The following is a 24,624-nucleotide window of genomic DNA, read 5'->3' as shown; positions in this document are numbered from 1 at the left end:
ACTCTGGCGCAAGCGTCCGCTTGTGCCTACGCTAATAACTTAACATCCAACAATCCCTTTTCACCCGCATAATCCCTCGCACTACTGTAAACATAATCTTCTGCTGAAGAAACAAAGCCTGAAACTACAGGATTTTGATGTAAATATTCAGCTTGTGGTTAATTTTAACACGATACCACTTAATTGCTCATCTCTAATGGTCGTGATAACACCAACCGAAAGTTAACAAAAGTACTCGCCGAGTTAAAGCTCAAAAGGCCACGACCCAAAGAACCAGTCCAGGGCATCACAATGGCCAGTATAAAAAATACCAAAAAGTAAGTATTGATTTCAAATATGCCGACTGATAAATTTACTGGAACAAAACAAAAAACAACACGTATGAAGGTAAGCAAACTACTACTGATGGCATTGATTGTGCAGTTCCTCCCTACGGGAAATTCAATCGCCCAGGTCAAAAAATCGCCGGCAAAAGTACCAGCCTCCGCCCAAACTAAATACGGCTCTCTAGCTGTAGATCGGTCAAACGGCTTCTATTATGGCTTTTCGTTCGATCAGCCAAACAAGGACGAAGCCGAAAAGAGAGCTTTAGCCGAATGTAACAAACGCGGAGGTGCATGCACAATTGTACTGACCTATTCGGGGCCAGGTTGCGCCGCCTACCGTACCATCAGCGACAACGTGGGTACAGCCTTCGGCTGGGGAGTTGCAAAAACCAAAGAAGCGGCCGATGAGATTGCGACCAAAGAAGCGCTGAAAAGAAGTGGCGGCATACAGCCTACCAACTTCGTATGGACCTGCAACAGCGCACCGGGAGCGCAACTGAAGGAAATTTATAACGCCTCTCCTGAAATCACCGGACCGGTAAAAATCGGCAACCAGGTCTGGACCACAACAAACCTCAATGTAAGCACCTATAGGAATGGAGATCCGATCTATTATGCGGCAAACCAGAAGGAATGGGAAAAAGTAAGCCGTGGAAAGATTCCTGCTTATTGCTATCTTAATTTCGATAGCAGTAATGAAAAAAAATACGGAAAACTCTATAATTTCTATGCCGTTACCGATCCACGTGGCCTAGCCCCAGCGGGTTGGCATGTGCCTAGCTCAAGGGAATTTCTGACGCTTATCACTGCCCTGGGTGGCGAAAAGGTCGCCGGAAAGAAAATGCGAGGTCTCTCCGGCTGGGACATAAAGGATTCGTACAATTTTGCACATGGCAATGGCGACAATTCATCTGGCCTGAACCTGCTCACTAACGGCAGTGCCGGTGGTGACGAGTATGGTGGTGGTCAGTCTTTCAAATATGGGATATGGCTGAGCTACTGGTGGTCCAGCACCGCCAGAGATGACAGTTTTGCCTATTACCTTGACTTCAACAAATACAGCGAACCGCGGGTAACCGACTACAGCAAGACTACTGGCTGTGCGGTAAGGTTGGTGAAAGACTGATCTCACTACCACACCATTTCAATTCGAACTCACTCTGGCGCAAGCATCCGCTTGCGCCTACGCTAGCAACTTAACATCGAGAAATCCTTTTTCACCTGTATAATCCCCCGAGCTGCTGTAAACATCATCTTCTGCTGAAGAAACAAAGCCGGAAACTACAGGATTTTGATGTAAATATTCAGCTTGAGATTGATGCTAAAACACAAGCACCGCTGCGCTAATGCTTGCGCTAGAGAGGGTAAATTCACATATATATTGTATATTTATTGAGCTAAAGCAGGAGCTCAACCTGTATAAAAGTTGTACTTATTGTCATTTTCACCAATGAATATTGAATTTTTACAACCGCAACCCGCGCTTCAAAAGTACATTGAGTTTTACTACTTTATTAAAAATCAATCTTCCGATTTTAAAAGCATACATTACTCATTTCCGCACACCATAAATGTAGTCAGTATCTACAAGCAGGCCAATTACCATTCAAAAGTAGGTCATATAGAAGTATACAACGATTCAAAAAGCAATTACCTGACCATCATTCAGGGCAAATGCCAAATGCCCCTAAAGGTTGAGTTGACAGGAAAAACAGACCGTATCTCCATTTTCTTTAAAACTTTTGGCTTGAACCAATTTATTAAAACTCCATTGGCGCTAGTGATGGGCAATAAACCTGATCAGCTAATGGAATGGGATACCGACCCCATATATAAGAATTACCTCGATCAGTGTTTTGCAACAGATAATTTAACCGAAAAGATAAGGCATTTGGAAGATTTCCTATTATGGAAACTTAGGCCTACACCTGTTTCCCATCTTGAAAAGGCGGTTATATTATTGTCCGATTTCGAACAAAACCATAGCATTGAAGAAATTCTAACGCAACTTAAAATGCCATTAAGGACATTTAACAGGCGTTTTAAGGAAGTAATTGGAGTATCCCCTATCGAATACCGCAATATTGCCCGTTTCAGGCATTCGCTAAACAATAAGCTCTTCAATTCGCAATTTAAAAAACTAACCGAAATTGGCTACAATAGCAACTTCTACGACCAATCTTACTTTAATAAGATGTATAAAAAATTAACGGGCTCCAATCCCTCTGCTTTTTTTAAAACAATTGAGAAACTCGGTGACGACAAACTGATCTTTCAGTTTGTAAAACAATAGCTTGGCTGAAAAATACAATTTCATCAGATGGTATATACCTTTCTTTGTATAAACTTTAATAAGATGAAACATAGACCCATTCTATTGATGCTGGCATTGATCTGGTTAAATTATTTGGATCTCCATGCCCAACAGCCAATCGTCAATCTATACGATTCAGCGCAGGTATATTACAAGAAGAAGGATTTTAAAAAGGCTTCCCAATTTTTTGATACTTATTATCTTGAGCAGAAACAGGGTCAAAGCAATTACGATACCTATAAAGCAGCCGTTGCCTCCGCCCATGTTGGCAACATGGAAAGAGCTAGATATTATATTAAGAGATCCGCTGAAATTGGCTATGACCTAGGGAATTATAATTATTTTGCTGATGACCCCTTGAACGTTCCACTGCGTAGTCTGCCCGAATGGAAACAATTTATCGAGCCTTTCAAAATAAAGGCCGACTCAGCTAAATTGGCCCTTGAAATAATCACCAACCAATTAAAAGACAGCACCATCCGCATCAACCCATCGTCTTCTAAAAGCAACAGTTATTGGTTGGGTCTAAGCAAGAAATTAAACAGTACTCAGCTCATTAACGAAATCAAGCAGTTTAAAGCTTTTGCTTCGCCAAAAAAGAACAATATGTGGACGATGTACCAAATCAAGGTAAACGATACCCTTACCGTTCCCTTTCTCGTGCACATACCCAAGCGATACGATCCACAGCATAAAACCCCCTTGTATGTGTACCTCCATGGAGCGATTATCAACAGGCTTAAGTTTACATCTCCCGGCTATATTCCAAACTCCATAGAAACTAAAATTATGGACAAGGTGTTGGATGATGCTTTTGTCATATATCCCTTTGGACGTAAGGACTTTGGCTGGCTTTATCAACAGGATGCATTCGAAACTATTCTTAGGGAGCTTACTTTCGTAAAGTCGTTATATAATATCGACGACAACAAAGTTTATATCTGTGGTCATTCCAATGGAGGCAGTGGTGCGTTTTGGTTTGCACTTAATCAACCTTCAGCGTTTGCTTCCTTTGCTGGCTTTAATTTCCTTCCAAGTGTTTACGGCAATAATACACCTCTTGACAACCTGAAAAATAGCGCCACTTTTTATGGGGTGAGTGCTAGCAAGGACCTCATATTTCCATTAGAAACCGTGAACTCTATTTATAGTTTTGCCACAGATCATGGTGCCAACTGGAAGAACTTCGTACGATCAGGAAATCATGCACTTGCCTTTATGGAAAGAGATTCTATTAATTTTGTATTTGATCTGCTTGCCAAAGAAAAACGAGATCCTTTTACCAAAAAGATAACATGGGAAACAAATAATGTGAGAAATGGGAGAAATGCATGGATTGCCATTACAGCGTTAGATACCCTTTCACCAAAAGCAACATGGCATAGTTCCCAAAACCCGCAGCTTCGTCAAAATGGAAAAGAAAGCACCGTAGACTTTTATCCAAATAAATCTGGTGCGATTATGGCCACTGCCAACGAAAACCATATCGATATTAAAACTTCTAGGGTGGCAAAGATCAAGCTCTATATTTCACCTTACATGTTCGACCTGACGAAACCACTAACCGTAACGATGAATGGCAAAAACAAATTAAGCTTTAAACTTCAGACAGATAATAAAACGATAGTGGAACAATTCATCGAAACCAGAGATCGTAGCTTTATCGTATCGAACATTATTGAGTTAACAGTGCAGAAATAGAGAATAAAGACTATTCAGTATTCAAATTAACCGTTTCTTAATTGGCAGCAATACAAGCCAACCTAAGAAGCTACCCTATCAAGTAGCCCAAATTTATCAGTCAATAGGTAATAGATGGCAACTTTAAAGCTTTTTAGCAACGCTATTGAAAAATTCCGACAATATTACATTAAATAAACCAGGCTTTTCATATGCTCCGAAGTGTGTAGCTCCAGGCATAACAAACAATTGAGAATTTGGAATATGCTGAAAAATACTTATGGTGTGCTCAATATTGATAGCATCTCTATCTCCCGACATCACCAGCACTGGAGCCTTAATATTTTTCAAATCAGAGAAAGGTATATTTGGATAATTGACCATCAATGTATTTAATTGTCTGTCTTTTTCAGTTTTCCCAGTTTTTGAGGCAGTTACAATGCTCTCGTAAATTTTCGGGGCAAATGCCTGTTCGTTTGCCTGAATATTGGCTCCCCAAACAGCTAATTTTTTCACTTTATCAGGATGCTTGATTGCCAATAACAAGCCAATTATACCGCCGTCGCTCTGTCCCCAAATGTAGGCACTATCTATACCTATCTTTTCCAATAACTTGTTAACATCATCTGCCATTAGATCATAAGTTAATTCTTGTCCGTTATCGCCTGATTTTCCTTGGGCTCTATTATCCACAGCAATAACCTTGTAAGTATTTTTAAAATCAGCGATCCTTACTTTATGACCTGAAATTGAGCCTCCATTACCGTGTAACAATACCAAAGGTTTCCCACTGCCATAAATCTCATAATAAAGCTTAATTCCATTCACAACTATATAATTTCCAGCTTTCTCATTGTTGCCATAATTGGTATAATTACATTCGATTTTTAACGAGAATTTTCCATTAAAGGGAGCCTTGGGCTCAATGCTAAATTTTACGCCATCGAAATTTACGGCCTTGTTATTTGTACCTGCAATCCATTTTTGGAAATCTCCCTTTTCAAATCCGCCGTTGTCTATTGAAACATTTTCCCATTTACCTGGAGAAATCTCTACTTTCAATTTAAAATCATCAAATAAAAAGACACCATCATTTGTACAATACCCGCCTATTTCAAACACTTTCGCACTGCTATCCATTTTTCCCTCAATAGTGGTAACTTCCCAATTTGAATTACTTTTTAAGCTTTGAACAAGATCTGTATGAAAACCGACAGTATTATTCTTTTTTCTTACTAAAGCAATAACTGAGGATTTCGAATTATTTGTGCCTTTTAGCACCTTGGTAGCCACTTTAAGTTGAAACCGCTTTCCCGCAAACTTCTCCACATCTATGTTTTGAGAAAAATATGCTTTGTCACCAACAACGGTTGTAGAAATCGCTTGTGCGAAAAGATTATCTGTTAGGGTACACTGTAGTATAAATATTAGCCCCACTTTAATTATTGTTTTCATATAGCTAGTTTTTTGATGTAAACCTAATATTACGAAAATATTTATACTTATAGGCAAAGTTGATGGAATTGGTTAATACTAGAACACAGGCACTTCTGTACCAATACCTACGCTTTAGAGGGGAAAATTTCCCGCACACCACGAACATACTTTTAGATAAAGTTTTTCGTTCATTATTTATATAAGCCCAAACATATATTGCAATAATCTTTATTTCGGGTCAATGTATCCATCCCGTTCGACGAAAGAAGTACCATTTATTGTATAACTTATAAGATAAGGATCCCCGGAAGATTCGACTTTCTTCTTTTTAAAATCACCGATGGTATATTTTCGTCCCTTCAGATTAAAAATGATTTTATCATTAATATACAATGAGTCTTTCTTGTTCAGATTAATCTGAACATCGACATTCCTTTCGCCTACTGAATAAAGATGTAACCGTCCGGTATCAATCGTGATATTATTTCTTATTAAATAGATGGGGATTTGATTCATTTCTGTTTCCTTCACGTTCATGATTACGATTGGCGGAAACTCGTTTGATAAAACAAAATTTTGATTTTTTGCCGGATTGCACTGGGCAAAAAGAAAGATACAAAATACTATAATGCTGTTCTTTAAAGTTGTTATCCCCATTTTCCATTTTTTTTACTTTCAAGATAAACTATTATCATTAGTGGTAATTTCCATTATGCGTTAATTCTATAGGAATAGGCAATGTTCGCTTTATATTCCGGTTTACCCATACTTGGTTTGATTACAAATTCAAATGTGGGTTCAAGCCCCGAATGTTGTACGGTAAGACCACCCAATATGTGAACCGAATACCACCCATTTTTAAGTTTAATGTTTGCCATTCTATACTTTTTTAAATTTTCAACCTGCCCCTCCGTAAATCTTTTCAAATAGGGCATAGTATAGAGATAAATCTCTTCGTTTTCAACTTTTAGGCAATAACCTTCTTGTTGCACCTGCAATTGATTTTCTTCTTTTAATAACTCGGGTATAGCACCAGAAAGATTAAAATAAATAATATAGGGATAGTTTTCTACCCCCGAAAGCGGAACAATAATCCCATCTTCAACAACTTTGTCACCAGTTTCATTTGTTGTAAACTCTGTTAGCAGATCATCGGGTAGGTTATATTGTTTTTTATAATCCAGCAAACAATGTGGATCGCCCAAAATGAAATAGTCCATCAGGTCATTCAATACCTCTTCAAATTTGTAAATATCTTTCATGTATTAATTTTTAATTCCTCTTCGGACAAAGTGAAAACTGATATTAAATTCATCTAAACCAGCCACTTCCACATCATAACTCTCCAAAAAGGCAGTCAGTTTTTCTATCCAATCCTGCTCTCCGATTGTAGTTATTGGCATTGTTATAATTTTCATATCACTGTATTTTTTACATCGTTTTATATAATTTGAAAGATACTTACTCTTAAATGCTATACGGCAAATCATCTTTTACTTCCATTCCTATATCTGTTTAGTAACGCCTCTTTCCATTCGGAACTGGGGCATTCATTGATAATATTTATATAGCTTCATCATCATTTTTTCCATAGAGGCTTTCCATAAGTTGAAGCAAATCCCATTAAATCATAAAAAGCAGTTTATATTTCGTGGGTTGACTTACGCTCCTAATTCGCTACCAATAAACATATGAATAGTTAATTTCGCCATATGGAACATAAGTCCCATTTTCGGTATTAGATGCAAACACTTCAACTTTCGCTTTATGCCCAAATCTGTTGTAAACATAATTGTGCTTTCTCCAACCCGCCTGATATACATAATATTTAAGAGACACCAGCTTTCCCTGTAAATCATCGGTATAGCTGAATGCTCTCTGAACTACCGCACCCCACTTCGAAATTTCAATTTCTTTCAACAACCTACCTTTGTTATCGTACTCATATTCAATCCTAAATTCAAGTGGTTCATAACCCGACATACCAGTTGCATGAGAAGGGAAACCCCTATTGTCGTAAAAGAATTTAGTCTCACGGATACCAGCAAATCTTCTTAATGAACTTTCTACAATCTTTCCGTTTTGATGTTTACGCGTTTCATACGTATAATCCGATTTATAGTCGGTAACATTGTCAATAATAAGGGTGTCGCCGTTAACAATTGTATAATTTACTGTTGCGGCATATAGCTTGGTTCTTTTTGAGCTCAGCACCCCATTTTTATATACAAAGTCCACCTCGTCTGTAGATATTCGAACAGGGTTTTGTGCTATCCAATTATTTTCGAAGGAATAAATATGTTTTATGACCTTGTCATCCTTGTCAAATTCCTTCGCATCCCAAATTATACTCTTACCTTGGTTAATATTACCTATATGGGTCACCAACATGGTACCCACGTAGCTTTTTATTATACCACTTTCCAATTGCTCTTTCTTCTTCTTACACGAAAGACTAGCGATAATTATCAATACGAGTAGCGATTTTTTCATTCCTATTACTTACTTTTAATTACCAAGTATACATACCTTATCTGAGATTCCACGGATTTTAAATTATTTATTAAACACTTATTCGTGATTAATCAAACAAAATATAAAAGGAATAAATTCAATTTCGAAAATGTAATTCTTAGCTCCTTTACCTGAATTTTATATTCAGTGTAGTGAGCTTGTTTATGATATTGCGATAACTCTTCAATAGATTGCAAATTTGATTGTTGACAATATCATCTTTTATATCTATCTTATTAGATAGCTGATTTTTTTTGTTACAAATAATTTGGTTGACATATATTTTACTTTGCCTCTGTGAATGAATTCTAACGTTTACAGTTCCATCATCCTTTATATGATGTCTTTGTACAAGAGCCTTCAAGATTATATTTCTGTGAATTATTTGTGAGAGATTTTTTGTCAAAATGTACAAAGTATACTATACATTTTGACAAAATAAAACCCACTCGATTTTGAAATGAATGGGTTTTATTTGTTTTACCAATGTGGGCCATGCTGGGCTCGAACCAGCGACCAAAAGATTATGAGTCTTCTACTCTAACCAACTGAGCTAATGGCCCGCGAAAACACTGTTAGGTTTTGCGAGTGCAATGTTACATATTTGCATCGAATTTTGGAACAATAAATGGAAAAAATTAAAAATATTATCTTCGATTACGGCAATGTGATCTTTGCCATCGACTTCTTGAGAACCCAAAATGCTCTTTCACAACTAGGTATACCTAACGTGGCAGAGTTCTTCGCACACAAGGGCCACAACCAATTATTTGATGATTTTGAAACGGGAAGCATTAGCCCTGCCCAATTTAGAGACGGAATTAGAAAAGTAGCCGAAAAATTAGAACTTACCGACCAACAGATAGATGATGCTTGGAATAGTTTGTTAATAGGCGTATCGGGCAACAACCACGATGTGTTATTAGAAGTCAAAAAAAAATACCGCACCTTTTTGTTAAGCAACAACAACAAAATCCATTACGATTGGATCATTGCCTACCTGCAAAAAGACTTTGGCTTTAACAATTACGACGATTTCTTTGAAAGGGCCTATTTTTCGCAAGATACCACCATGCGCAAGCCTAACCCAGCTATTTTTGAAATGGTATTGAAGGAAAATAACCTTTTACCTGAAGAAACCTTGTTCATCGACGATAGTCCGCAACACATCGAAGGTGCTAAAAAAGCTGGACTAAACACCTTGCTTATGAACGTCCATCCTGAACATCTACGTGATTTCTTGGTGAACCATCATATTTTGTAGTACAGCATTGGTAGGAAAATCTGCCTGATTTTTCTACCACCTTTTTCTCATGAAGTGCTTCACGCTTCTTAAACACCTCTTGGGCCCTTGCCTTTCTTCAAATTGCAGACTTAACCTAAAATTCACATACAAGTGGGTTATATTTGAGCAATATTTACTAACTTAACCATAAAACCGCGTTAAATGGAAGCCAAAAAGTACAAATCATTGCAAGAGTTTTACCCCTTTTACCTTAGCGAACATCAAAACACCACTAGCCGTATCCTACATTTTATTGGTACCGCATTAGTTGTGCTTTCGCTAATTACGGGTATTCTTTTTCATGATTGGCGCTTTTTGTTGGTCATCCCCTTTTTAGGTTATGGCTTTGCCTGGGTAGGGCATTTCTTCTTCGAAAAGAATAAACCTGCCACCTTTCAGTATCCCGGTTATAGTTTAGCTAGCGATTTCATATTATTTTGGGATTTGCTTAGCGGAAAGCAAAATTTTAAAGTGAAATAGCTTTTACCTATTAGCCCATAGATAAAAGCACTTTGACAGGGCCACCCGACAAGCGTATCTTTATGATTATTCAAAAAGGTATGGACATGGGAAACAAAACAAACAGCGAAATGTCTTTTCAATGGCAACAATAGGCCATTGGAAAATACCAATACATCATTAACAAAAAATTGATTAAGCATGGAAAACAAAGGTTCAGACATCAGCAAATGCCCATTTCACAACGGCAGTATGAAAAGTAACGTTGGCGGCAGCGGTACTCGAAATCGTGACTGGTGGCCAAAACAACTCAAACTCAACATCCTCCGTCAGTACTCATCCCTATCCAATCCTATGGACGAGGGATTCAACTACGCCGAAGCATTCAAAAGCCTCGACTATCAAGCTCTTAAAAATGATTTGCACGCCCTCATGACCGATTCACAAGATTGGTGGCCTGCTGATTTCGGTCATTATGGAGGTTTGTTCATCCGTATGGCTTGGCACAGTGCCGGAACTTATCGTGTAGGCGATGGTCGTGGTGGTGCCGGACAAGGACAACAACGTTTTGCCCCACTGAATAGCTGGCCAGATAATGTAAGCTTAGATAAAGCTCGTCGTTTACTATGGCCCATTAAACAAAAATATGGCCGCAATATCTCATGGGCCGATTTGATGATCCTGGCCGGAAACGTCGCTTTAGAATCGATGGGCTTTAAAACCTTTGGTTTTGCTGGAGGACGTGAAGACGTTTGGGAAGCAAGTGAGGATGTATATTGGGGCTCAGAAACCACTTGGTTAGGCAACGAAGAACGTTACTCAAGTGGATTAGAAGGATTGGCTGAACATGGTGTGGTGTCGTCTGATGAGGATGCCGATGGCCAAAAACACTCTAGAGATTTAGAAAAACCACTTGCCGCTGCACACATGGGCTTAATTTATGTAAACCCAGAGGGACCAGATGGCAACCCCGACCCTATTGCGGCAGCAAGAGATATCCGTGATACTTTTGGTCGTATGGCCATGGACGATGAAGAAACAGTAGCCTTAATTGCCGGTGGACATACCTTTGGTAAAACCCATGGCGCTGCTTCTTCTGAGCACGTAGGCAAAGAACCCGAAGCTGCAGGATTGGAACAACAAGGTTTTGGGTGGCAAAACAACTTTGGTACTGGCAAAGGTGCCGATGCCATTACCAGTGGCTTGGAAGTCATTTGGACCACTACCCCAACCCAATGGAGCAATAATTTCTTCGAAAACCTATTTGGCTTTGAGTGGGAGTTGACCAAAAGTCCCGGTGGTGCACACCAATGGGTGGCCAAAACCAATGAGGAAATCATCCCTGATGCTTTTGACCCTGCAAAAAAACATAAACCAACCATGTTAACCACGGATCTTTCTCTAAGATTTGATCCTGCTTACGAGAAAATATCAAGACGTTTCTTGGAAAACCCAGATGCTTTTGCGGATGCTTTTGCCCGTGCCTGGTTTAAATTGACCCATCGTGATATGGGACCAGTGGCACGTTACTTAGGTCCTGAAGTACCTAGCGAAGAGTTGATTTGGCAAGACCCAGTACCTGCAGTAGACCATGCGCTAGTAGATGAAAATGACGTTGAAAGTTTGAAATCCAAAATTTTGGCCTCAGGGTTAAGTGTTTCGCAACTGGTAAGCACTGCTTGGGCTTCAGCAGCTACTTTCCGCGGTGGCGACAAACGTGGCGGTGCTAACGGCGCTCGTATCCGTTTAGCTCCACAGCGTTATTGGAAAGCCAATAACCCCGCACAATTAGATAAGGTGTTAAGTGCTTTGGAAAGTATCCAAAAGGAATTTAATGCTGCACAAAGCAATGGCAAGAAAGTTTCACTGGCCGATTTAATTGTACTTGCAGGTAACGCAGCCATCGAAAAAGCGGCTAAAGATGCTGGGCAACAAGTGAAAGTGCCTTTCGCCGCTGGACGCACAGATGCCAGTCAAGAAAAAACAGATGTTGAATCATTTGGCTATTTAGAGCCTATTGCCGATGGTTTCCGCAACTACAAAAAAGGTCGTACTGTGTCTTCTACAGAAGAGCTGTTAATTGACAGAGCACAATTACTGACCCTTACTGCTCCCGAAATGACAGTGCTTGTGGGTGGTATGCGTGCCTTAAACGCCAATTATGATGGTTCTGCCAATGGCGTATTAACGAGTCGCCCTGGGCAATTAAGCAACGATTTCTTTGTCAACCTATTGGATATGGCTACGGCATGGAAAGCCGCCAGTGAAGATAAAGAACTATATGAGGGTTACGACCGTAGCACTGGACAAACTAAATGGACGGCCACCCGTGCCGATTTGGTGTTTGGTTCTAATGCAGAACTCCGTTCAATTGCCGAGGTTTATGCCAGCAAAGATGCACAAGGAAAATTTGTGAACGATTTTGTAGCTGCCTGGAACAAGGTAATGAACCTAGATCGCTTTGATTTGGTGTAATTACAGGCCACTTTAACTTTGACAATCTTGATTTCCTTTAGGTTAGGAGATTGTCAAAGTTTTACAATTTCTGAGCATAGCGAAAAATCTACGGCTGTAGTTTCTAATTCCCACAGCTTTAGCTAAAGAATACCATCCCTAGTCTATTTCTTTTAGAAAAAAGACTAGGGATTTTTGTTTAATAACTTTCCCCCCCCTGCCCCATCTAGGAGGGGGATATGGTCAAAAACCCGCTCTGCCTTTCAGGCATCTTTCCCAAAGAGAGCAGTAAAATCAAAGCCCTGGTCATATTTTCATTATCTACTACTAATTATATTTCCAGTTTCCTCTCCTTTCCAAGGAGAGGGTCAGGGAGAGGTTCCCAAGTACCACTTGCTCCGTCATTTCGACGATAGGAGAAATCTAATGATTAATTAACTTATAAAGTGATTTTCACCAGATCTCTCCATGCTGTCGAGATGACGAAAAACCAAAAGAAGAGTCCTTTAATTGTAACAATCTACTTTATATTTGCTTTTCTTCAATAACAAACCCATATTTGCTTGTATGTGCAAAATAGTGGCATTAGTGGTTAACAATACTTTCTTTACGAAGAAAGCTGCTACCCCTATGCTTTTTGCAAGTCCAGCAAAGCTAAATTTCTGCATGCGCTCTAATCCTGCATTGCTTAACCAAAGTAAGGATTTTATTAACTAAACCCCGATTTCTAATTCTTCTCTTAGCGATTTCGGGGGATAACCATCTCTAAAAATATTTTTTTACGCCTGCTCATTCGAGGGGCTTATCTATTCATTTAAACTTATTGAAAATGGAAACAAAATCAATTTTATTGTCTAAAAGCGACTACAAGTTTTTAAGCGAACATTTGGAAAAAGCAGTCATGAGCGACTACAACAAATCTCGTCTTAAACAAGAAATTAAAAATGCCAAAATCTTTGACGACGCAGACCTACCTCCCGATGTCGTCTCATTATACACCGAAGCACAGATTGAAAGCACAGAAAATAGTCAACAGTTTGTCTTTAAACTAGTTTTACCTAAAGATGCCAATATAAAACAGCAAAAAGTATCTATCTTTGCACCCATTAGCATTGCATTGTTAGGCTATCAAACCGGCGACTTGATCCAATGGGAAATGCCCGATGGCATCAAAGAGTTCAAAATCATGTCGGTAAGGAAACTGGAGGAACACGAACGTTAAGCTCCATAATGCACAGCTAGCTATGCTAATCTTTTTACGATTGAAGATCATGAATGCAGAAAAAGTAGAAAAACTAAAAAAATGGATCAAGAAAGTTGGTTTCTGGGGTTTTCTATTCTTTTTGGTAAAGGGCTTGGCATGGTTAGCTGTAGGTTATTTCATAGTGAAATAACTGCTTTAAAATCACCCGCAACATTTTAAATGCTGCTTCAGTTTCACCTCAAATATCAGATTGTAAATTCATGCGCCGCAACTTATTCGTCATTACGGGTGGGCCTGGCGTGGGCAAAACCACATTGATTAATGAATTAAAAGAGGCTGGTTTTTTTGTGGTTGAAGAAGACGCCAGAAAAATTATCCAAGCGCAAATGTTCGAGGATGGCAATGCCCTTCCGTGGAAAAACAAAAAACTTTATGCAAAGCTGATGTTGGAAACCTCTGTAAGTTCTTATCGGGAAATTAAAGAAAAGCAATTATCAAATCCTGTATTTTTTGACCGAGGAATCTTAGATGCTATTTGCTACATGACTATGGAAAACATCCCCATTTCATCGGAAATGACAGCTATGGCACTTGCTTGCCCCTATGCCCATCAGGTTTTTATTCTACCACCATGGAAAGAAATATATGAAACCGACAACGAGCGCAAGCAAACTTGGAAAGAAGCGGTATATACTTTCGAAAGAATGAAGGAGACCTATCTCAGTTATGGTTACGAGATTATTGAACTACCCAAAGCGGATGTTGAGACGAGAAGAGAGTTTATAAAAAAGAAAATCAATCAATCGTAGTACCATTCAAGCTAACCAACTAATTCATTTTAGATAGGGGCTTTAGCAGTACAATTAATTATATTTAGTTGTTTTTCTGTTTTATCCGGTATGAATATCAAATACCTCTCCTTATTCTTGCTCTCTTTTATTTGTTTATTTGGTAAGGCGCAAATGCAGCCTCAGGTAAGTATTGGCTTATTTGAAGACCAAAGCGCCTCTCTAAGTACGGATCGTATACAGGATTTATATCAAAAAGGAAAATTCACGACACTTAGCAGCCCGTCATTCAATCCCGGTTATACCGAATCTATATTTTGGCTGGCCATTAAACCAGAGGCTTTGCCCATTGGAAAGGAATGGTTGTTGACTGTTGATAATTCTCATGTCAACATTTTAGACTATTATCATAGCGATAGTCTCGGCAACCTCAAACTTTTATATCAAACTGGCGATTTCTTTCTTTTTAAACAACGCCCCTATCCCGAGTTTACCAACTTTGCTTTTCCTTTACAAAAAACAGGAGGCCTATATTTTCTTAAAGTAGATAAGCGGAAGGAAAGTTTACAGGCGCCTATGCGCATCATTAGTTATCGTGATCTGGCAGAAACCAACATGAATGCCAACCTTATTAATGGTTTACTCTCTGGTATTATTATCATGATGATTTTCTTTAGTCTAGTACTTTGGATCAGTACCCGCAAGCGCCTTTATCTATATTATGGACTATACATTACTGCTTTGCTGCTTTGGATTTGGAGCAATAAAGGACTTGGTTTCGAATACCTTTGGCCCAATAGCAGTTTTTTCCCAAGCAGGGCAAGGCCTGTCATGCTGCTGCTAAACATCATCTTTAGCATACAGTTTCTACAGCTCTTTATTGGACAAACTAAAAAGAGCTATTTATATTATCCAAACAAAGTTCTTCAATTGGTAGGATTCGTTTTTCTGTTACTCATTCTTTATCCTGCACCTTACGAAAACTCTGTAGTAACGGTTAAATATGCGCAAAACATCCTTACTATTATAGCCAGTCTGCAATCTCTATTGATCATAGCCAGTGCAGTAGAACAAATTTGGAAGGGCGTAAAGGAAGCGAAGTTCTATCTTGCTGCCATACTGGTATTAGCACTTTCGGGCTTGGCCGAACAACTCTACATGTACGGCTCCATTATGCTAAATTACTACGTAGCACAGTTTGCCCTACTAGGAGGTTTAGCAGTAGAAGCAGCTATTCTGCTTTATGGCTTAGCGCAAAAGTTTAATCGATATAGAAAAGAGCGAGAAACTTTATTATTTGAAAAAAGCGAACAGCAAAAAATCTTAACCCATACCATTGTAGACGTTCAAGAAAAAGAACGTAAAATGTTTGCCGACCGCTTACATGATGAAATTGGCTCAATGCTATCTGTAATAGGTATCCATTTGAGCGCACTTAAAAAAAATACCCCTCTGCCTCCTGCCAATCATCAGGACAAATTGCAACAGGCAGATGAAATGCTGGGACAAGTTGCCGATACGGTACGCACCATGAGCCATCAAATTAGCCCCGTAACCATAGAGAAATTGGGGTTTGTAAAAGCCTTAGAAAATTTGGTACAAACCGTTAATAAATCTGAAAAACTATATGTAGAACTCGTATGTATGGGCTTTGAACAAATAGACAATTATCCTAGTAATTATCTTAACAACATTTATAGGATTATACAAGAACTATTACAGAACATGATCAAACATGCCGAAGCCACTAATGGCATTATACAGCTTATTGAACATGATGATGTAGTGGTGATCATGGCTGAAGATAATGGAAAGGGCCTAACGCAAGAACGATTAGAAAATCCATCTGGCTCTGGAATGAATAGCATATTTTCTAAAGTAGATTACCTACAAGGAAAAATAGAAATAGAAACGCCCGGAAACGGAACTTTAATTAATATTGAAATACCAAACCAAAACATACAAACAGCCATAAATGAATAACATCAATATTTATATTGCCGATGACCACCAACTTTTAATTGACGGGCTTGTTTCTGCCTTGGCCGATTATCCTAAAATTAAGATCATTGGAGTGGCCAACGATGGAAAAAAGGTATTAAATGATCTACAATTTCATAAACCACAGGTGCTTTTGTTGGATCTTAATATGCCGCAGGTTGATGGTTTACAGGTGATAGAACAGGTGAAAGAAAACTACAAAGGCGTGAAGATATTAGTATTATCTAATTACAATGCGGCCCATATCATTAAAGAAACGCAACAAAAGGGCGCCGATGGTTATTTACTGAAAAACGGTTCCATTGGCGAATTGATTACCGCAATTAAAGCATTGTATGAGGGCGGAAACTATTTTGAACACTTAGAACACAATCCCGCAACAAAAGAAACCAGTTATTTCATGGATGATTTCATGAAAGAATATTTACTGACCAAACGTGAACACGATATCCTCATTTTAATGGCAAAAGGTAAATCGAGCATTGAAATTAGCGATATGCTCTTTATCAGCTCAGCCACCGTAAATACGCATAGAAGAAATATCCTTAAAAAACTAGGCTTAAAAAGGACATCGGAAATCATGAATTTAGCCGCTGCTAAAGGTTGGCTAACGATAGATTAACACCATATAATTATATAATGTGATAATCAGCCAATCATCACATTATATAATCTCCTACCTATAAGCCTCTTCTGCTCTTCTCTCTGCTGATCAAAGAAAGCTCCCTACTTGTTTGACCGGCCACAGAAGTATTTTCCTGTGCTCTTCTGAACAAGTAAGGCATTACCGCTTTAATAGGTCCGTAAGGAACATATTTAGCTACGTTATAACCTACATTGGATAAGTTGAAGCTCAAATTATCGCTCATTCCCAACAGTTGGGCAAAATAAACATGCGGGTGGTTATGGGCAATATTGTTTTCATCAATCAGTTCGGTAAGCAAACGGCTACTCTCTTCGTTATGTGTACCGCAAACAAAACCAACGCGGTCGATATTGTCTACGCAGAAACGCAATGCCTCATTATAGTCTTTATCAGTAGCGGCCTTGTCCACTTGGATTGGCGATAGATAGCCCATTTCTTCGGCACGTTTACGCTCTTTTTCCATATAAGCACCACGAACCAGTTTAGCGCCTAAAATGAAATCTGCCTCTTTGGCAATTAAAAGATCAGCTTGCAAACTGGTCAGTTTATCGTGACGGTAAATCTGATAGGTATTGAAAACGATAAGTTTTTCTTTGTTAAACTTCATCATCATCTCAATGGCCAATAAATCAATGGTGTTTTGGATCCAAGTTTCCTCGGCATCAATCATCACAGGCACACTTCTTTCATAGGCTGTACGGCAGATTTTCTCACAACGTACTTTCACACGCTCAAACTCTTCTTTTTCCGTAGCATTCAGTTCTTGCTTGGCATCCAATTTTTCCAATAGGGCAAATCGGCCAATGCCTGTTATCTTAAAAACCGTGATAGGAATTCGCGGGTCTCCGTCAGCACGCACTATAGTTCTAATGATTTCTTCACAGGTAAAATCAAATACATGCTCCTCATCCTCGCCTTCTACCGAATAATCGAGAATAGTACCTACTTTACCCTGATGCAACTGTTCAATAGTGTGCTCACACTCAGCGATGGTTTCGCCACCGCAAAACTGTTTGAAAATAGTAGCTTTAATAGCACCTTGAATGGGCAAACCAACATTTAACATGAAATTAGTGATGGGAGGACCAACTTTAGTCAAGAAATTACTTCCTATGATTTTAAATAACCAATAGGCTTGTTTCAATTCCGCATCAGTTTTGTGTCGAAATGCTACTTCAGTGTTATTGAAGTCTATTTTTTGCTTGGGGAAAGCATCCATTTTTATAAGTATTTAGTCAGAACGCTGCAAAAATATAAATAACTAATTATCTAAACACGAAAGACTTTTAAATAACCAGTAAATTTTCACAGCAACAATATAAAAGCTTTTAAATTAAATCTTTAGTTTTTTAAAAGCCGGGCTGTTTAATTACATAGCCTGTTTTGGCCTTTTCTTGATCTACCATTTCTTTTACTTCCTGCAAAAGCTTTTTAGCATCGTATACAATACCATCTTTAATGGTATATTTAACACCGCCTACTCTTTTAGGCTTATTGTCGGCATCCAAACTTATTGCTCCCGTACCATAAAGCACTTGTAAGTTTTTAAGCGGATTTTGATCTACAATTACAAAATCGGCCAGTTTGCCTATCTCAATGCTTCCCAAATCTTTTTCCATCCCTAATGCTTGTGCACCATTTAGGGTAGCGGACCTGATGATTTCCAAAGGATGAAAACCTGCTTCCCTTAACAATTCTAACTCTCTCACATAGGAGAAACCATATAATTCATAGATAAAACCTGCATCTGTACCAACCGTAACACGTCCGCCTTTGTTTTTAAACTCATTTAAGAACTGCATCCAAAGCTTGTAGTTTTCTTTCCAGTTCAGTTCTTGTTCTGTTCCCCAACTATGCCAATATGAGCCATGTGAATTCCAGTTTGGCGCATAAAATTCCCATAGTTTGGGCATGGTATAAGTGTTATGCCATTCGGCTGTACGGGCACGCATCAAATCACGATTGGCCTCGTATATATTTAATGTAGGGTCTAGGGTAAAATCAAGCTTGATCAAATCATTCATAATCTTCTTCCAGGTTTCGCTACCAGGCGTTGCAGCCTGCTTCCATAAAGTACCTGCTTCGCTAAAACGGTCTTGCTCATTCTGATAATTGTAATCGGGAGAATAGTGCTGCACCGTTTTATCCTCAAACATAGATTCTGGCAAGCCATACCAATGTTCTAGGGATGTTAGCCCAGCTCTAGCACTATTCATGGCATTCCATCTACCTACATCTGTTTGTGCATGATGCGCCATGGCCCGTAGTCCAAGCTTTTTATTCTCCTCAATCGCGTTTGACATCACTTCTGGCGATGCGCCAAAGAATTTGATACCATCAGCACCTTTTTTAGCATTTTCTCTTGCCCATTGCCTCGCCTGTTCACCCGTGTATATGGGCGTTGTAGCGCCCTGTCCAAATACAGTATAGGCAAATATGCGGGGTGCTGCGATTTCATTCTTTAAACTCTTTTGTTTTTGATCCAGCACCCAGTCTAAGCCATTCATGCTTCCTGGCTCTCTTATGGTGGTAATGCCATGCGCCATCCAAAGTTTAAATACATAATCTGCATCGGCACCCTTATCGGCTCCACCAATATGCCCGTGCATATCAATAAAGCCCGGTAATATGTACATTCCTTCGGCCCATAGTTCTTTGCCGCCGGCTTTTAGTTGGGGTCTACGATTGGCCTGTATAGGCAAACCTGGCGAGCCTACTGTTCTGACAGCAGTAATCCTGTTATTCTCCACTACAATATCGGCCGGCCCCATAGGTGGCGCCCCTGTGCTGTTTATAATAGTTACTCCTCTGATGATCAATTGGGAATATGGTCCGTCTCCTTCCTTTCTGGGTTCTGCTTTTTTTACCGTTGGCCTGCCTCCTTGTGCAAATGCCATCGTAAACATGCATATACTACCTAATGCTAAACAAATTGCTTTCTTTGTTAAATTCATGTGTATATTTTTATTGATTACTTATAGGCAACCCCTGGTTTTATTTTCAAATTGTTAATGTTCTGATCTAATACTTTTAATTGATCGGCAGCTTGTGTAGCTGTATAAGCACCTCGTAAAGCTTTATAAGCAGCAAATAAATAAGGGTTGTATTGTAAAGCTTGATTTAAGTTCTGGACATATTCTCCTTGATTGTTATCTGCTTTGCTTAAAATAGCTTTGGTAAAAGCATAATCGGCTTTTGAAGGCATATCCATCCCTTCTTTTTCCTTAGCAAAAAGCTGTTTGGCAGTTTCCGTATCACCTGATTTCACTAGTAACCTCACCATTCTTAATTGATATGCTCCACGTAAAGGTGCTTTAGCAGAAAGTACCATGTTGATGTACTCACTTGCTTTCGGCTTATTTCCTTGAGCCAAATAAAACTCAGCCAAACGCATGTTATAATCGGTTCTAGAGTTATTTGAAGCCGCTAAAATTCGTTGGGCTTCATTAATGGTCTTGATGGCATCATCATATTTGCCTTGAATGGCCAAAGCATCTGCCAAGAGGTTACGGTATTCGTAGTTTTGAGGCTTTTTAGTTACCAAATCTCGCAATATTTGTACAGGTTCAGCATAACCTAGTTCTGCTTTTAACGAGGCCGAAAAAGCATTTGCATCATCTATGCGATCTCTTAAATAGGTTGACACCGCGGCTCCATTCTTAGCATATTCCAATCCCGCGTCAATAGCTTCGGGATAAAGTCCATTGCTTTTATACATTTCCCTTAATTGTCCGTTTACTCTGGCCAATTCAGCATAATCTGCTTCCATTTGATATGATTTCTGCAGATATTCTGCCTGCTTCTGTATGGCTTCTGATTTAGCGATAAGGTTATTATCATATTTGGCTTTAGTTAAATTAGCATAAGCAGCATAAATAGGTGCATATTTTGGGTCTATCTGCTCTGCTTTTTTCAACCATGCTTCAGCATCATCTAGTTTTTTCTCCAAGATGTTGATGCCTGAGTAAGCTAACATGGCAGGTAGGTATTTTGCATCATAGGTCAATGCGGTATCCAGATACTTTTTAGCCATATCTCGATTCTGCATACGGCCACGTTGGCTCAAATTAAGATAAACCTGTGCCCAGTTGCTGGCCATAGCTTCTTTTTTGCCATTTAGGTAAGCTTGCTCTTTCTTAACCAATGCATCTATAAATTGATACATCTCTGGGTCTTTAGTTTTCAAATCATTGGTGGTATTCATCGATTTAAAATCCAAAGGATGCACTTTTACTGGTTCAAAATATGCCGGATAGGTTTGGGCAAAGTATTCAGACTCGTTATTCTGAGAATAATAATCTAAAGTGCGCCCCTCTTTCATGGCTTTGTAGTAATGTGCCCTAATGGCCCTATTCTCTGCATCAGTTAAAACACGACCATGGAATAAGTGCACATATTCATGCAAAATTACATTACGTTCTAAGTAGGCTCCACGTTCTACATATTCAATAGCCGCAGCTCCGCTCCCTACGCCACGTATATCCATCCATTGGCGGTTATCAAATGTGGTGCTTGTACGGAAATATGGTGAATTCATGGTTTCTGCCAAGTCTTTATGCAATGGCGGTATCCTAAAAACATTATCGCCTTTGGTGAGGAAAGGGAAATATACCACAGAAGTAAAAAGCTGGTTCCAGGCCATGGCCTTTACCATATCGCCCGAGTAATAGCTCACATCTGGAAAAACCCTTGTAAAGTTTTCCATATCCTTTATTTTAGTTTGATGCAAATGATTGGTTATTGAATCATAAACTGCTAAATAAGGGATACGTTTGGCTTTGATTACCGCTGATAGGCCATTATGTGCAGGTCCATAATGTCTTTTTCTTTCTAAGATTTTCCTAAAAATATGCTCGGCAGAATCAAGGCCAGCTTTGCGGTCCATATCATAAGCAACGTGATATAATGAGCCACGGTGCATTAAGGGTAAAACCGAATTAGGATATTTTGCCTGTATTTTTCTGGTATGGTCTAAAGCTTCTTTTAGTTTGTTCTGCTGAAAAAGTTCATCGGCGGGTTTCAATTCTTTTCTTACCTGTTCATCTTCTGGCTGTGCATAGTCTGCATAGGTCAGATTGGTATGTCCATTACCCCAATGCCAATGGGTTTGAAAATGCAACGGGTTAACGGCCAAAGCTACTTCCCATTGAGCAGCCATGGCATTAAGCAAAGTGGCATCAAACCTACGCCAAATGGCATAACCATAGCTAAATCTGGCATCGGCATTAAAAGGATCTATGGCTATAGATTTTAACAAGGGTGCTTCGGCCAACTGAGGTTTTTGGTCCCAGAAATAAACATCAGCCTCGAGCATTAAAGCAGCCGCATTTTTACGGTCGGCTGCTTCAACTTCTTTGGCTAAGCTCAATGCCTTTTTATAGTCTTTCTGCAACAATTTTATCCTGCCCAGCATCAACTTCAGCTTGTTTGAAGGATTGGTTTTAAGAGCATTTTCACATATTTGTGCAGCCTGTGGAAGTTTCCATGCCTGCATTTCTAAAAATGCTTTCAGTAAAACAGCCTTTTCTTTTTTCTTATTGGTGCTATATACTTGGTTTACATATTTTTCAGCCGATTTAAAATCATTGTTTAAAATATAGTAATCTGCATATAGCAACTTATAATCGTCCGTTAAGGCTTTCTGTTTCTTGATCTCAGTCAGTACATTATCCCACAAGCCTAGCTCAAGCATGCGTTCCAGTACTTGAGCCTTATCTTTGCTTGCAGGCAATGTATTCACCAAGCCCGTTTTTACCTGCTTAAGCTTTTCTAGGGCTTGTTTGGTACTATCGGGCGATAGGGTTTGCTGAGCATAGGCATTTACTAAAGCTGTAAGTGATAAAAGGCAGATAGATAAAATTGCTTTTTTCATATTGGTTTATTTAGCTGGAGCGGCATTGATTTCCCTTAAAACATCGTCATACATTTTATCTGCATCTTTTTTGGTCTGTACCAACGACGGTTTATGAACGTACAGCATATGTCCGGATTCGTAATAAGTAAAGTTCACATTTTTCTTCTGTTCCGGTCTTAACCCCATGGTACTAAAAGTGTATTCTGCAGCAAAATATGGCGTTGCCAAATCGTAATATCCACATAATACCCAAACTTTTAAGTAAGGATTTCGTGACATTGCTTTTCTCAAATCTTCGGCCACATTGAGGTAACGGTTTTGAACATTATTGTAATTCCAAGGCGATACCCTGCCGCCCAAAATTTCATATGAAAGATCGTTTTTAAATTTCAATTCAGCTCTTACATAATGATTTAAGGCCGCGCTATATGGTCCTGAAATGGTTCCATCGTTACTTGGATCAAACTCGGGCTGATCTCCTACATCATTGTAATCTCTTCCGGTGTATCTGCTGTCTAAACGGCCAACGGTTAATCCTTCCTTTCTACGCAACTCCTTATCATACTTTTGGATATTAATTCGCAGATTAGTCTGGCGGATATACTCTTTAGAAAGTCCGGTGTACCTGCTCAGTTTGTTTACGATGGTTTCATACTCATCAGCAGTTAAATCGCTGCCCTTCATCAATGCGATATTGTATTCTTGTAAAGCAAAATCTTCAACTTCTTTGAGCACCGTTTTCAGGGGTTTTGATTGCAGATCTGCAGGTAGTTTTTTGTGATACCACGAGGTAGCCGTATAAGTTGGCAAAAACAGCGGATAAGGCAAATCGTTGCCAATATCAAAACGGGCGGTTTGCATGTTTAAAATTGAGCTGATCAACACGATGCCGTTTAAATAAAATTTGTATTTGCTCTGCAAGTAATCAGACAAGCCCGATGCCCTTGTGGTGCCATAGCTTTCGCCAGCTAAAAATTTGGGCGAATTCCATCTTTCATATTTGGTGCTGTATAATCTGATGGCTTCGCCCATACTTTGGATATCTTCTACGTAACCGTAAAATTGTTTTTCGTTTTCTCCAGTAACCGCTCTGCTGTATCCCGTACCTACCGGATCAATAAAAACCAAATCCGTTTTATCTAACCAAGTGTATTCATTATTTACATAGCTGTACGGAGGTGGCAACAAATCACCGTTATCGGTAAAAAGAACTCTTTTTGGTCCCATAATCCCCATGTGCAACCATACCGATGACGAACCTGGTCCACCGTTAAACGTATAGGTAATGGGTCTTTTATTTTTATTGGGGATACCGTCTTTGGTATAGGCTGTAAAAAATATATTCGCTTTAGGTTTTCCGTCTTCGTTGGCGAGTTGTAAATAACCAGTTGTAGCAGTATAGTTAATTACCTGACCTTTTACGGTAATGCTATGTTTGGTCACCACTGGAGGAGGAATATTAGGTGAATTGGAAATAATTTCTCCGTTAGCATTTACTGGCAAAGGAACTGGTGCTTCTGCTTTACTTGTGGAGGCCGACTGAAAAGTAGACGGTGTTGGTTGTGCGTTTCCTCTCCCCGGCTGTGCGGCAGCTTGTATGGCAAAAACGGATAATACAAATGCCATCGCAACATACGCCGTATTTTTTTGATAAGACATGGT

Annotated in this window: 21 protein-coding genes and 1 tRNA gene; 11 read left to right on the top strand and 11 right to left on the bottom strand. The window is 39.2% G+C overall.

What is annotated here, in order from left to right; genetic code table 11:
* Nucleotides 1-381: 381 nt before the first annotated feature.
* From ABDV71_RS17005 to ABDV71_RS16995, 3 genes are all read left to right on the top strand, one after another.
* Entirely contained in the window at nucleotides 382-1,452 is a 1,071-nt protein-coding gene (locus ABDV71_RS17005; RefSeq protein ID WP_343534682.1) for an FISUMP domain-containing protein, read from the top strand.
* 324 nt (nucleotides 1,453-1,776) lie between these two features.
* Nucleotides 1,777-2,619 (top strand): AraC family transcriptional regulator, encoded by an 843-nt coding sequence (locus tag ABDV71_RS17000; RefSeq protein WP_343534680.1) that lies wholly within the window; start codon nucleotides 1,777-1,779, stop codon nucleotides 2,617-2,619.
* 63 nt (nucleotides 2,620-2,682) lie between these two features.
* Nucleotides 2,683-4,341, top strand: a complete 1,659-nt coding sequence (locus tag ABDV71_RS16995) for an alpha/beta hydrolase-fold protein (protein WP_343534678.1) — start codon at nucleotides 2,683-2,685, stop codon at nucleotides 4,339-4,341.
* Between the two features lie 123 nt (nucleotides 4,342-4,464).
* Here the strand turns inward: ABDV71_RS16995 and ABDV71_RS16990 are convergent, their stop codons facing one another.
* From ABDV71_RS16990 to ABDV71_RS16965, 6 genes are all read right to left on the bottom strand, one after another.
* Nucleotides 4,465-5,775, bottom strand: a complete 1,311-nt coding sequence (locus tag ABDV71_RS16990) for an alpha/beta hydrolase (RefSeq protein ID WP_343534676.1) — start codon at nucleotides 5,773-5,775, stop codon at nucleotides 4,465-4,467.
* A gap of 210 nt (nucleotides 5,776-5,985) precedes the next feature.
* The gene (locus ABDV71_RS16985; protein ID WP_343534674.1) at nucleotides 5,986-6,414 is read right to left on the bottom strand and encodes a hypothetical protein; all 429 of its coding nucleotides are present in this window, start codon (nucleotides 6,412-6,414) and stop codon (nucleotides 5,986-5,988) included.
* Between the two features lie 53 nt (nucleotides 6,415-6,467).
* Nucleotides 6,468-7,019, bottom strand: a complete 552-nt coding sequence (locus ABDV71_RS16980) for a hypothetical protein (RefSeq protein WP_343534672.1) — start codon at nucleotides 7,017-7,019, stop codon at nucleotides 6,468-6,470.
* 3 nt (nucleotides 7,020-7,022) lie between these two features.
* On the bottom strand, nucleotides 7,023-7,175 hold the full coding sequence (locus ABDV71_RS16975) for a hypothetical protein (RefSeq protein ID WP_343534671.1): 153 nt from the start codon (nucleotides 7,173-7,175) through the stop codon (nucleotides 7,023-7,025).
* Between the two features lie 259 nt (nucleotides 7,176-7,434).
* Entirely contained in the window at nucleotides 7,435-8,250 is an 816-nt protein-coding gene (locus tag ABDV71_RS16970) for a hypothetical protein (RefSeq protein WP_343534669.1), read from the bottom strand.
* Nucleotides 8,251-8,760: 510 nt separating this feature from the next.
* Nucleotides 8,761-8,834, bottom strand: a tRNA-Ile gene (locus ABDV71_RS16965).
* 65 nt (nucleotides 8,835-8,899) lie between these two features.
* On the opposite strand from ABDV71_RS16965, the gene ABDV71_RS16960 reads away from it, so the two are divergent.
* The 3 genes from ABDV71_RS16960 to katG all read left to right on the top strand — a co-directional run bounded on the left by ABDV71_RS16960 (nucleotide 8,900) and on the right by katG (nucleotide 12,490).
* Nucleotides 8,900-9,535, top strand: a complete 636-nt coding sequence (locus tag ABDV71_RS16960; protein WP_343534667.1) for an HAD family phosphatase — start codon at nucleotides 8,900-8,902, stop codon at nucleotides 9,533-9,535.
* 183 nt (nucleotides 9,536-9,718) lie between these two features.
* On the top strand, nucleotides 9,719-10,036 hold the full coding sequence (locus ABDV71_RS16955; protein ID WP_343534665.1) for a DUF962 domain-containing protein: 318 nt from the start codon (nucleotides 9,719-9,721) through the stop codon (nucleotides 10,034-10,036).
* 180 nt (nucleotides 10,037-10,216) lie between these two features.
* Nucleotides 10,217-12,490 (top strand): catalase/peroxidase HPI, encoded by a 2,274-nt coding sequence (katG, locus tag ABDV71_RS16950; protein ID WP_343534663.1) that lies wholly within the window; start codon nucleotides 10,217-10,219, stop codon nucleotides 12,488-12,490.
* A gap of 485 nt (nucleotides 12,491-12,975) precedes the next feature.
* Here the strand turns inward: katG and ABDV71_RS16945 are convergent, their stop codons facing one another.
* A complete protein-coding gene (locus ABDV71_RS16945) occupies nucleotides 12,976-13,137 on the bottom strand; it encodes a hypothetical protein (protein ID WP_343534661.1) in 162 nt (53 codons plus the stop codon).
* A 161-nt stretch (nucleotides 13,138-13,298) separates the two neighbouring features.
* On the opposite strand from ABDV71_RS16945, the gene ABDV71_RS16940 reads away from it, so the two are divergent.
* The 5 genes from ABDV71_RS16940 (at nucleotide 13,299) to ABDV71_RS16920 (ending at nucleotide 17,084) form a co-directional block, all read left to right on the top strand.
* On the top strand, nucleotides 13,299-13,691 hold the full coding sequence (locus tag ABDV71_RS16940) for a GreA/GreB family elongation factor (RefSeq protein ID WP_343534659.1): 393 nt from the start codon (nucleotides 13,299-13,301) through the stop codon (nucleotides 13,689-13,691).
* Between the two features lie 22 nt (nucleotides 13,692-13,713).
* Nucleotides 13,714-13,863, top strand: coding sequence for a hypothetical protein (locus ABDV71_RS16935; protein WP_343534658.1), 150 nt, complete (start codon nucleotides 13,714-13,716; stop codon nucleotides 13,861-13,863).
* Between the two features lie 70 nt (nucleotides 13,864-13,933).
* A complete protein-coding gene (locus ABDV71_RS16930) occupies nucleotides 13,934-14,482 on the top strand; it encodes an AAA family ATPase (RefSeq protein ID WP_343534656.1) in 549 nt (182 codons plus the stop codon).
* A 90-nt stretch (nucleotides 14,483-14,572) separates the two neighbouring features.
* Nucleotides 14,573-16,444: a 7TM diverse intracellular signaling domain-containing protein gene (locus ABDV71_RS16925; protein ID WP_343534654.1), complete on the top strand. Its 1,872-nt coding sequence runs from the start codon at nucleotides 14,573-14,575 to the stop codon at nucleotides 16,442-16,444.
* Complete coding sequence (locus ABDV71_RS16920; RefSeq protein WP_343534652.1) at nucleotides 16,437-17,084, top strand: response regulator transcription factor; 648 nt, start codon at nucleotides 16,437-16,439, stop codon at nucleotides 17,082-17,084. The genes ABDV71_RS16925 and ABDV71_RS16920 overlap by 8 nt, the downstream gene beginning before the upstream one ends.
* Nucleotides 17,085-17,142: 58 nt before the next feature.
* On the opposite strand, the gene ABDV71_RS16915 is transcribed toward ABDV71_RS16920, so the two are convergent.
* The 4 genes from ABDV71_RS16915 to ABDV71_RS16900 form a co-directional block, all read right to left on the bottom strand.
* Nucleotides 17,143-18,327, bottom strand: a complete 1,185-nt coding sequence (locus tag ABDV71_RS16915; protein WP_343534650.1) for a proline dehydrogenase family protein — start codon at nucleotides 18,325-18,327, stop codon at nucleotides 17,143-17,145.
* Between the two features lie 130 nt (nucleotides 18,328-18,457).
* Nucleotides 18,458-20,062, bottom strand: a complete 1,605-nt coding sequence (locus ABDV71_RS16910) for an amidohydrolase family protein (RefSeq protein WP_343534648.1) — start codon at nucleotides 20,060-20,062, stop codon at nucleotides 18,458-18,460.
* Nucleotides 20,063-20,079: 17 nt separating this feature from the next.
* Complete coding sequence (locus tag ABDV71_RS16905; protein WP_343534646.1) at nucleotides 20,080-22,980, bottom strand: tetratricopeptide repeat protein; 2,901 nt, start codon at nucleotides 22,978-22,980, stop codon at nucleotides 20,080-20,082.
* 6 nt (nucleotides 22,981-22,986) lie between these two features.
* Nucleotides 22,987-24,621 carry a peptidase S10 gene (locus ABDV71_RS16900; protein ID WP_343534645.1) on the bottom strand — a complete coding sequence of 545 codons (1,635 nt, stop codon included), beginning with the start codon at nucleotides 24,619-24,621 and terminating at the stop codon, nucleotides 22,987-22,989.
* Between the last annotated feature and the right edge of the window lie 3 nt (nucleotides 24,622-24,624).

The organism is Pedobacter sp. (assembly GCF_039594775.1).
In the GTDB taxonomy this organism is placed as follows: Bacteria; Bacteroidota; Bacteroidia; order Sphingobacteriales; family Sphingobacteriaceae; genus Pedobacter.
This window is presented reverse-complemented; position numbering and strand designations above follow the sequence as displayed.

What these genes read in the sequence shown, in the direction of transcription:
- ABDV71_RS17005 (WP_343534682.1), top strand. Translation starts at nt 382, where the DNA reads ATGAAGGTAAGCAAACTACTACTGATGGCATTGATTGTGCAGTTCCTC.
- ABDV71_RS17000 (WP_343534680.1), top strand. Translation starts at nt 1,777, where the DNA reads ATGAATATTGAATTTTTACAACCGCAACCCGCGCTTCAAAAGTACATT.
- ABDV71_RS16995 (WP_343534678.1), top strand. Translation starts at nt 2,683, where the DNA reads ATGAAACATAGACCCATTCTATTGATGCTGGCATTGATCTGGTTAAAT.
- ABDV71_RS16990 (WP_343534676.1), bottom strand. Translation starts at nt 5,775, where the DNA reads ATGAAAACAATAATTAAAGTGGGGCTAATATTTATACTACAGTGTACC.
- ABDV71_RS16985 (WP_343534674.1), bottom strand. Translation starts at nt 6,414, where the DNA reads ATGGGGATAACAACTTTAAAGAACAGCATTATAGTATTTTGTATCTTT.
- ABDV71_RS16980 (WP_343534672.1), bottom strand. Translation starts at nt 7,019, where the DNA reads ATGAAAGATATTTACAAATTTGAAGAGGTATTGAATGACCTGATGGAC.
- ABDV71_RS16975 (WP_343534671.1), bottom strand. Translation starts at nt 7,175, where the DNA reads ATGAAAATTATAACAATGCCAATAACTACAATCGGAGAGCAGGATTGG.
- ABDV71_RS16970 (WP_343534669.1), bottom strand. Translation starts at nt 8,250, where the DNA reads ATGAAAAAATCGCTACTCGTATTGATAATTATCGCTAGTCTTTCGTGT.
- ABDV71_RS16960 (WP_343534667.1), top strand. Translation starts at nt 8,900, where the DNA reads ATGGAAAAAATTAAAAATATTATCTTCGATTACGGCAATGTGATCTTT.
- ABDV71_RS16955 (WP_343534665.1), top strand. Translation starts at nt 9,719, where the DNA reads ATGGAAGCCAAAAAGTACAAATCATTGCAAGAGTTTTACCCCTTTTAC.
- katG (WP_343534663.1), top strand. Translation starts at nt 10,217, where the DNA reads ATGGAAAACAAAGGTTCAGACATCAGCAAATGCCCATTTCACAACGGC.
- ABDV71_RS16945 (WP_343534661.1), bottom strand. Translation starts at nt 13,137, where the DNA reads ATGCAGAAATTTAGCTTTGCTGGACTTGCAAAAAGCATAGGGGTAGCA.
- ABDV71_RS16940 (WP_343534659.1), top strand. Translation starts at nt 13,299, where the DNA reads ATGGAAACAAAATCAATTTTATTGTCTAAAAGCGACTACAAGTTTTTA.
- ABDV71_RS16935 (WP_343534658.1), top strand. Translation starts at nt 13,714, where the DNA reads ATGCTAATCTTTTTACGATTGAAGATCATGAATGCAGAAAAAGTAGAA.
- ABDV71_RS16930 (WP_343534656.1), top strand. Translation starts at nt 13,934, where the DNA reads ATGCGCCGCAACTTATTCGTCATTACGGGTGGGCCTGGCGTGGGCAAA.
- ABDV71_RS16925 (WP_343534654.1), top strand. Translation starts at nt 14,573, where the DNA reads ATGAATATCAAATACCTCTCCTTATTCTTGCTCTCTTTTATTTGTTTA.
- ABDV71_RS16920 (WP_343534652.1), top strand. Translation starts at nt 16,437, where the DNA reads ATGAATAACATCAATATTTATATTGCCGATGACCACCAACTTTTAATT.
- ABDV71_RS16915 (WP_343534650.1), bottom strand. Translation starts at nt 18,327, where the DNA reads ATGGATGCTTTCCCCAAGCAAAAAATAGACTTCAATAACACTGAAGTA.
- ABDV71_RS16910 (WP_343534648.1), bottom strand. Translation starts at nt 20,062, where the DNA reads ATGAATTTAACAAAGAAAGCAATTTGTTTAGCATTAGGTAGTATATGC.
- ABDV71_RS16905 (WP_343534646.1), bottom strand. Translation starts at nt 22,980, where the DNA reads ATGAAAAAAGCAATTTTATCTATCTGCCTTTTATCACTTACAGCTTTA.
- ABDV71_RS16900 (WP_343534645.1), bottom strand. Translation starts at nt 24,621, where the DNA reads ATGTCTTATCAAAAAAATACGGCGTATGTTGCGATGGCATTTGTATTA.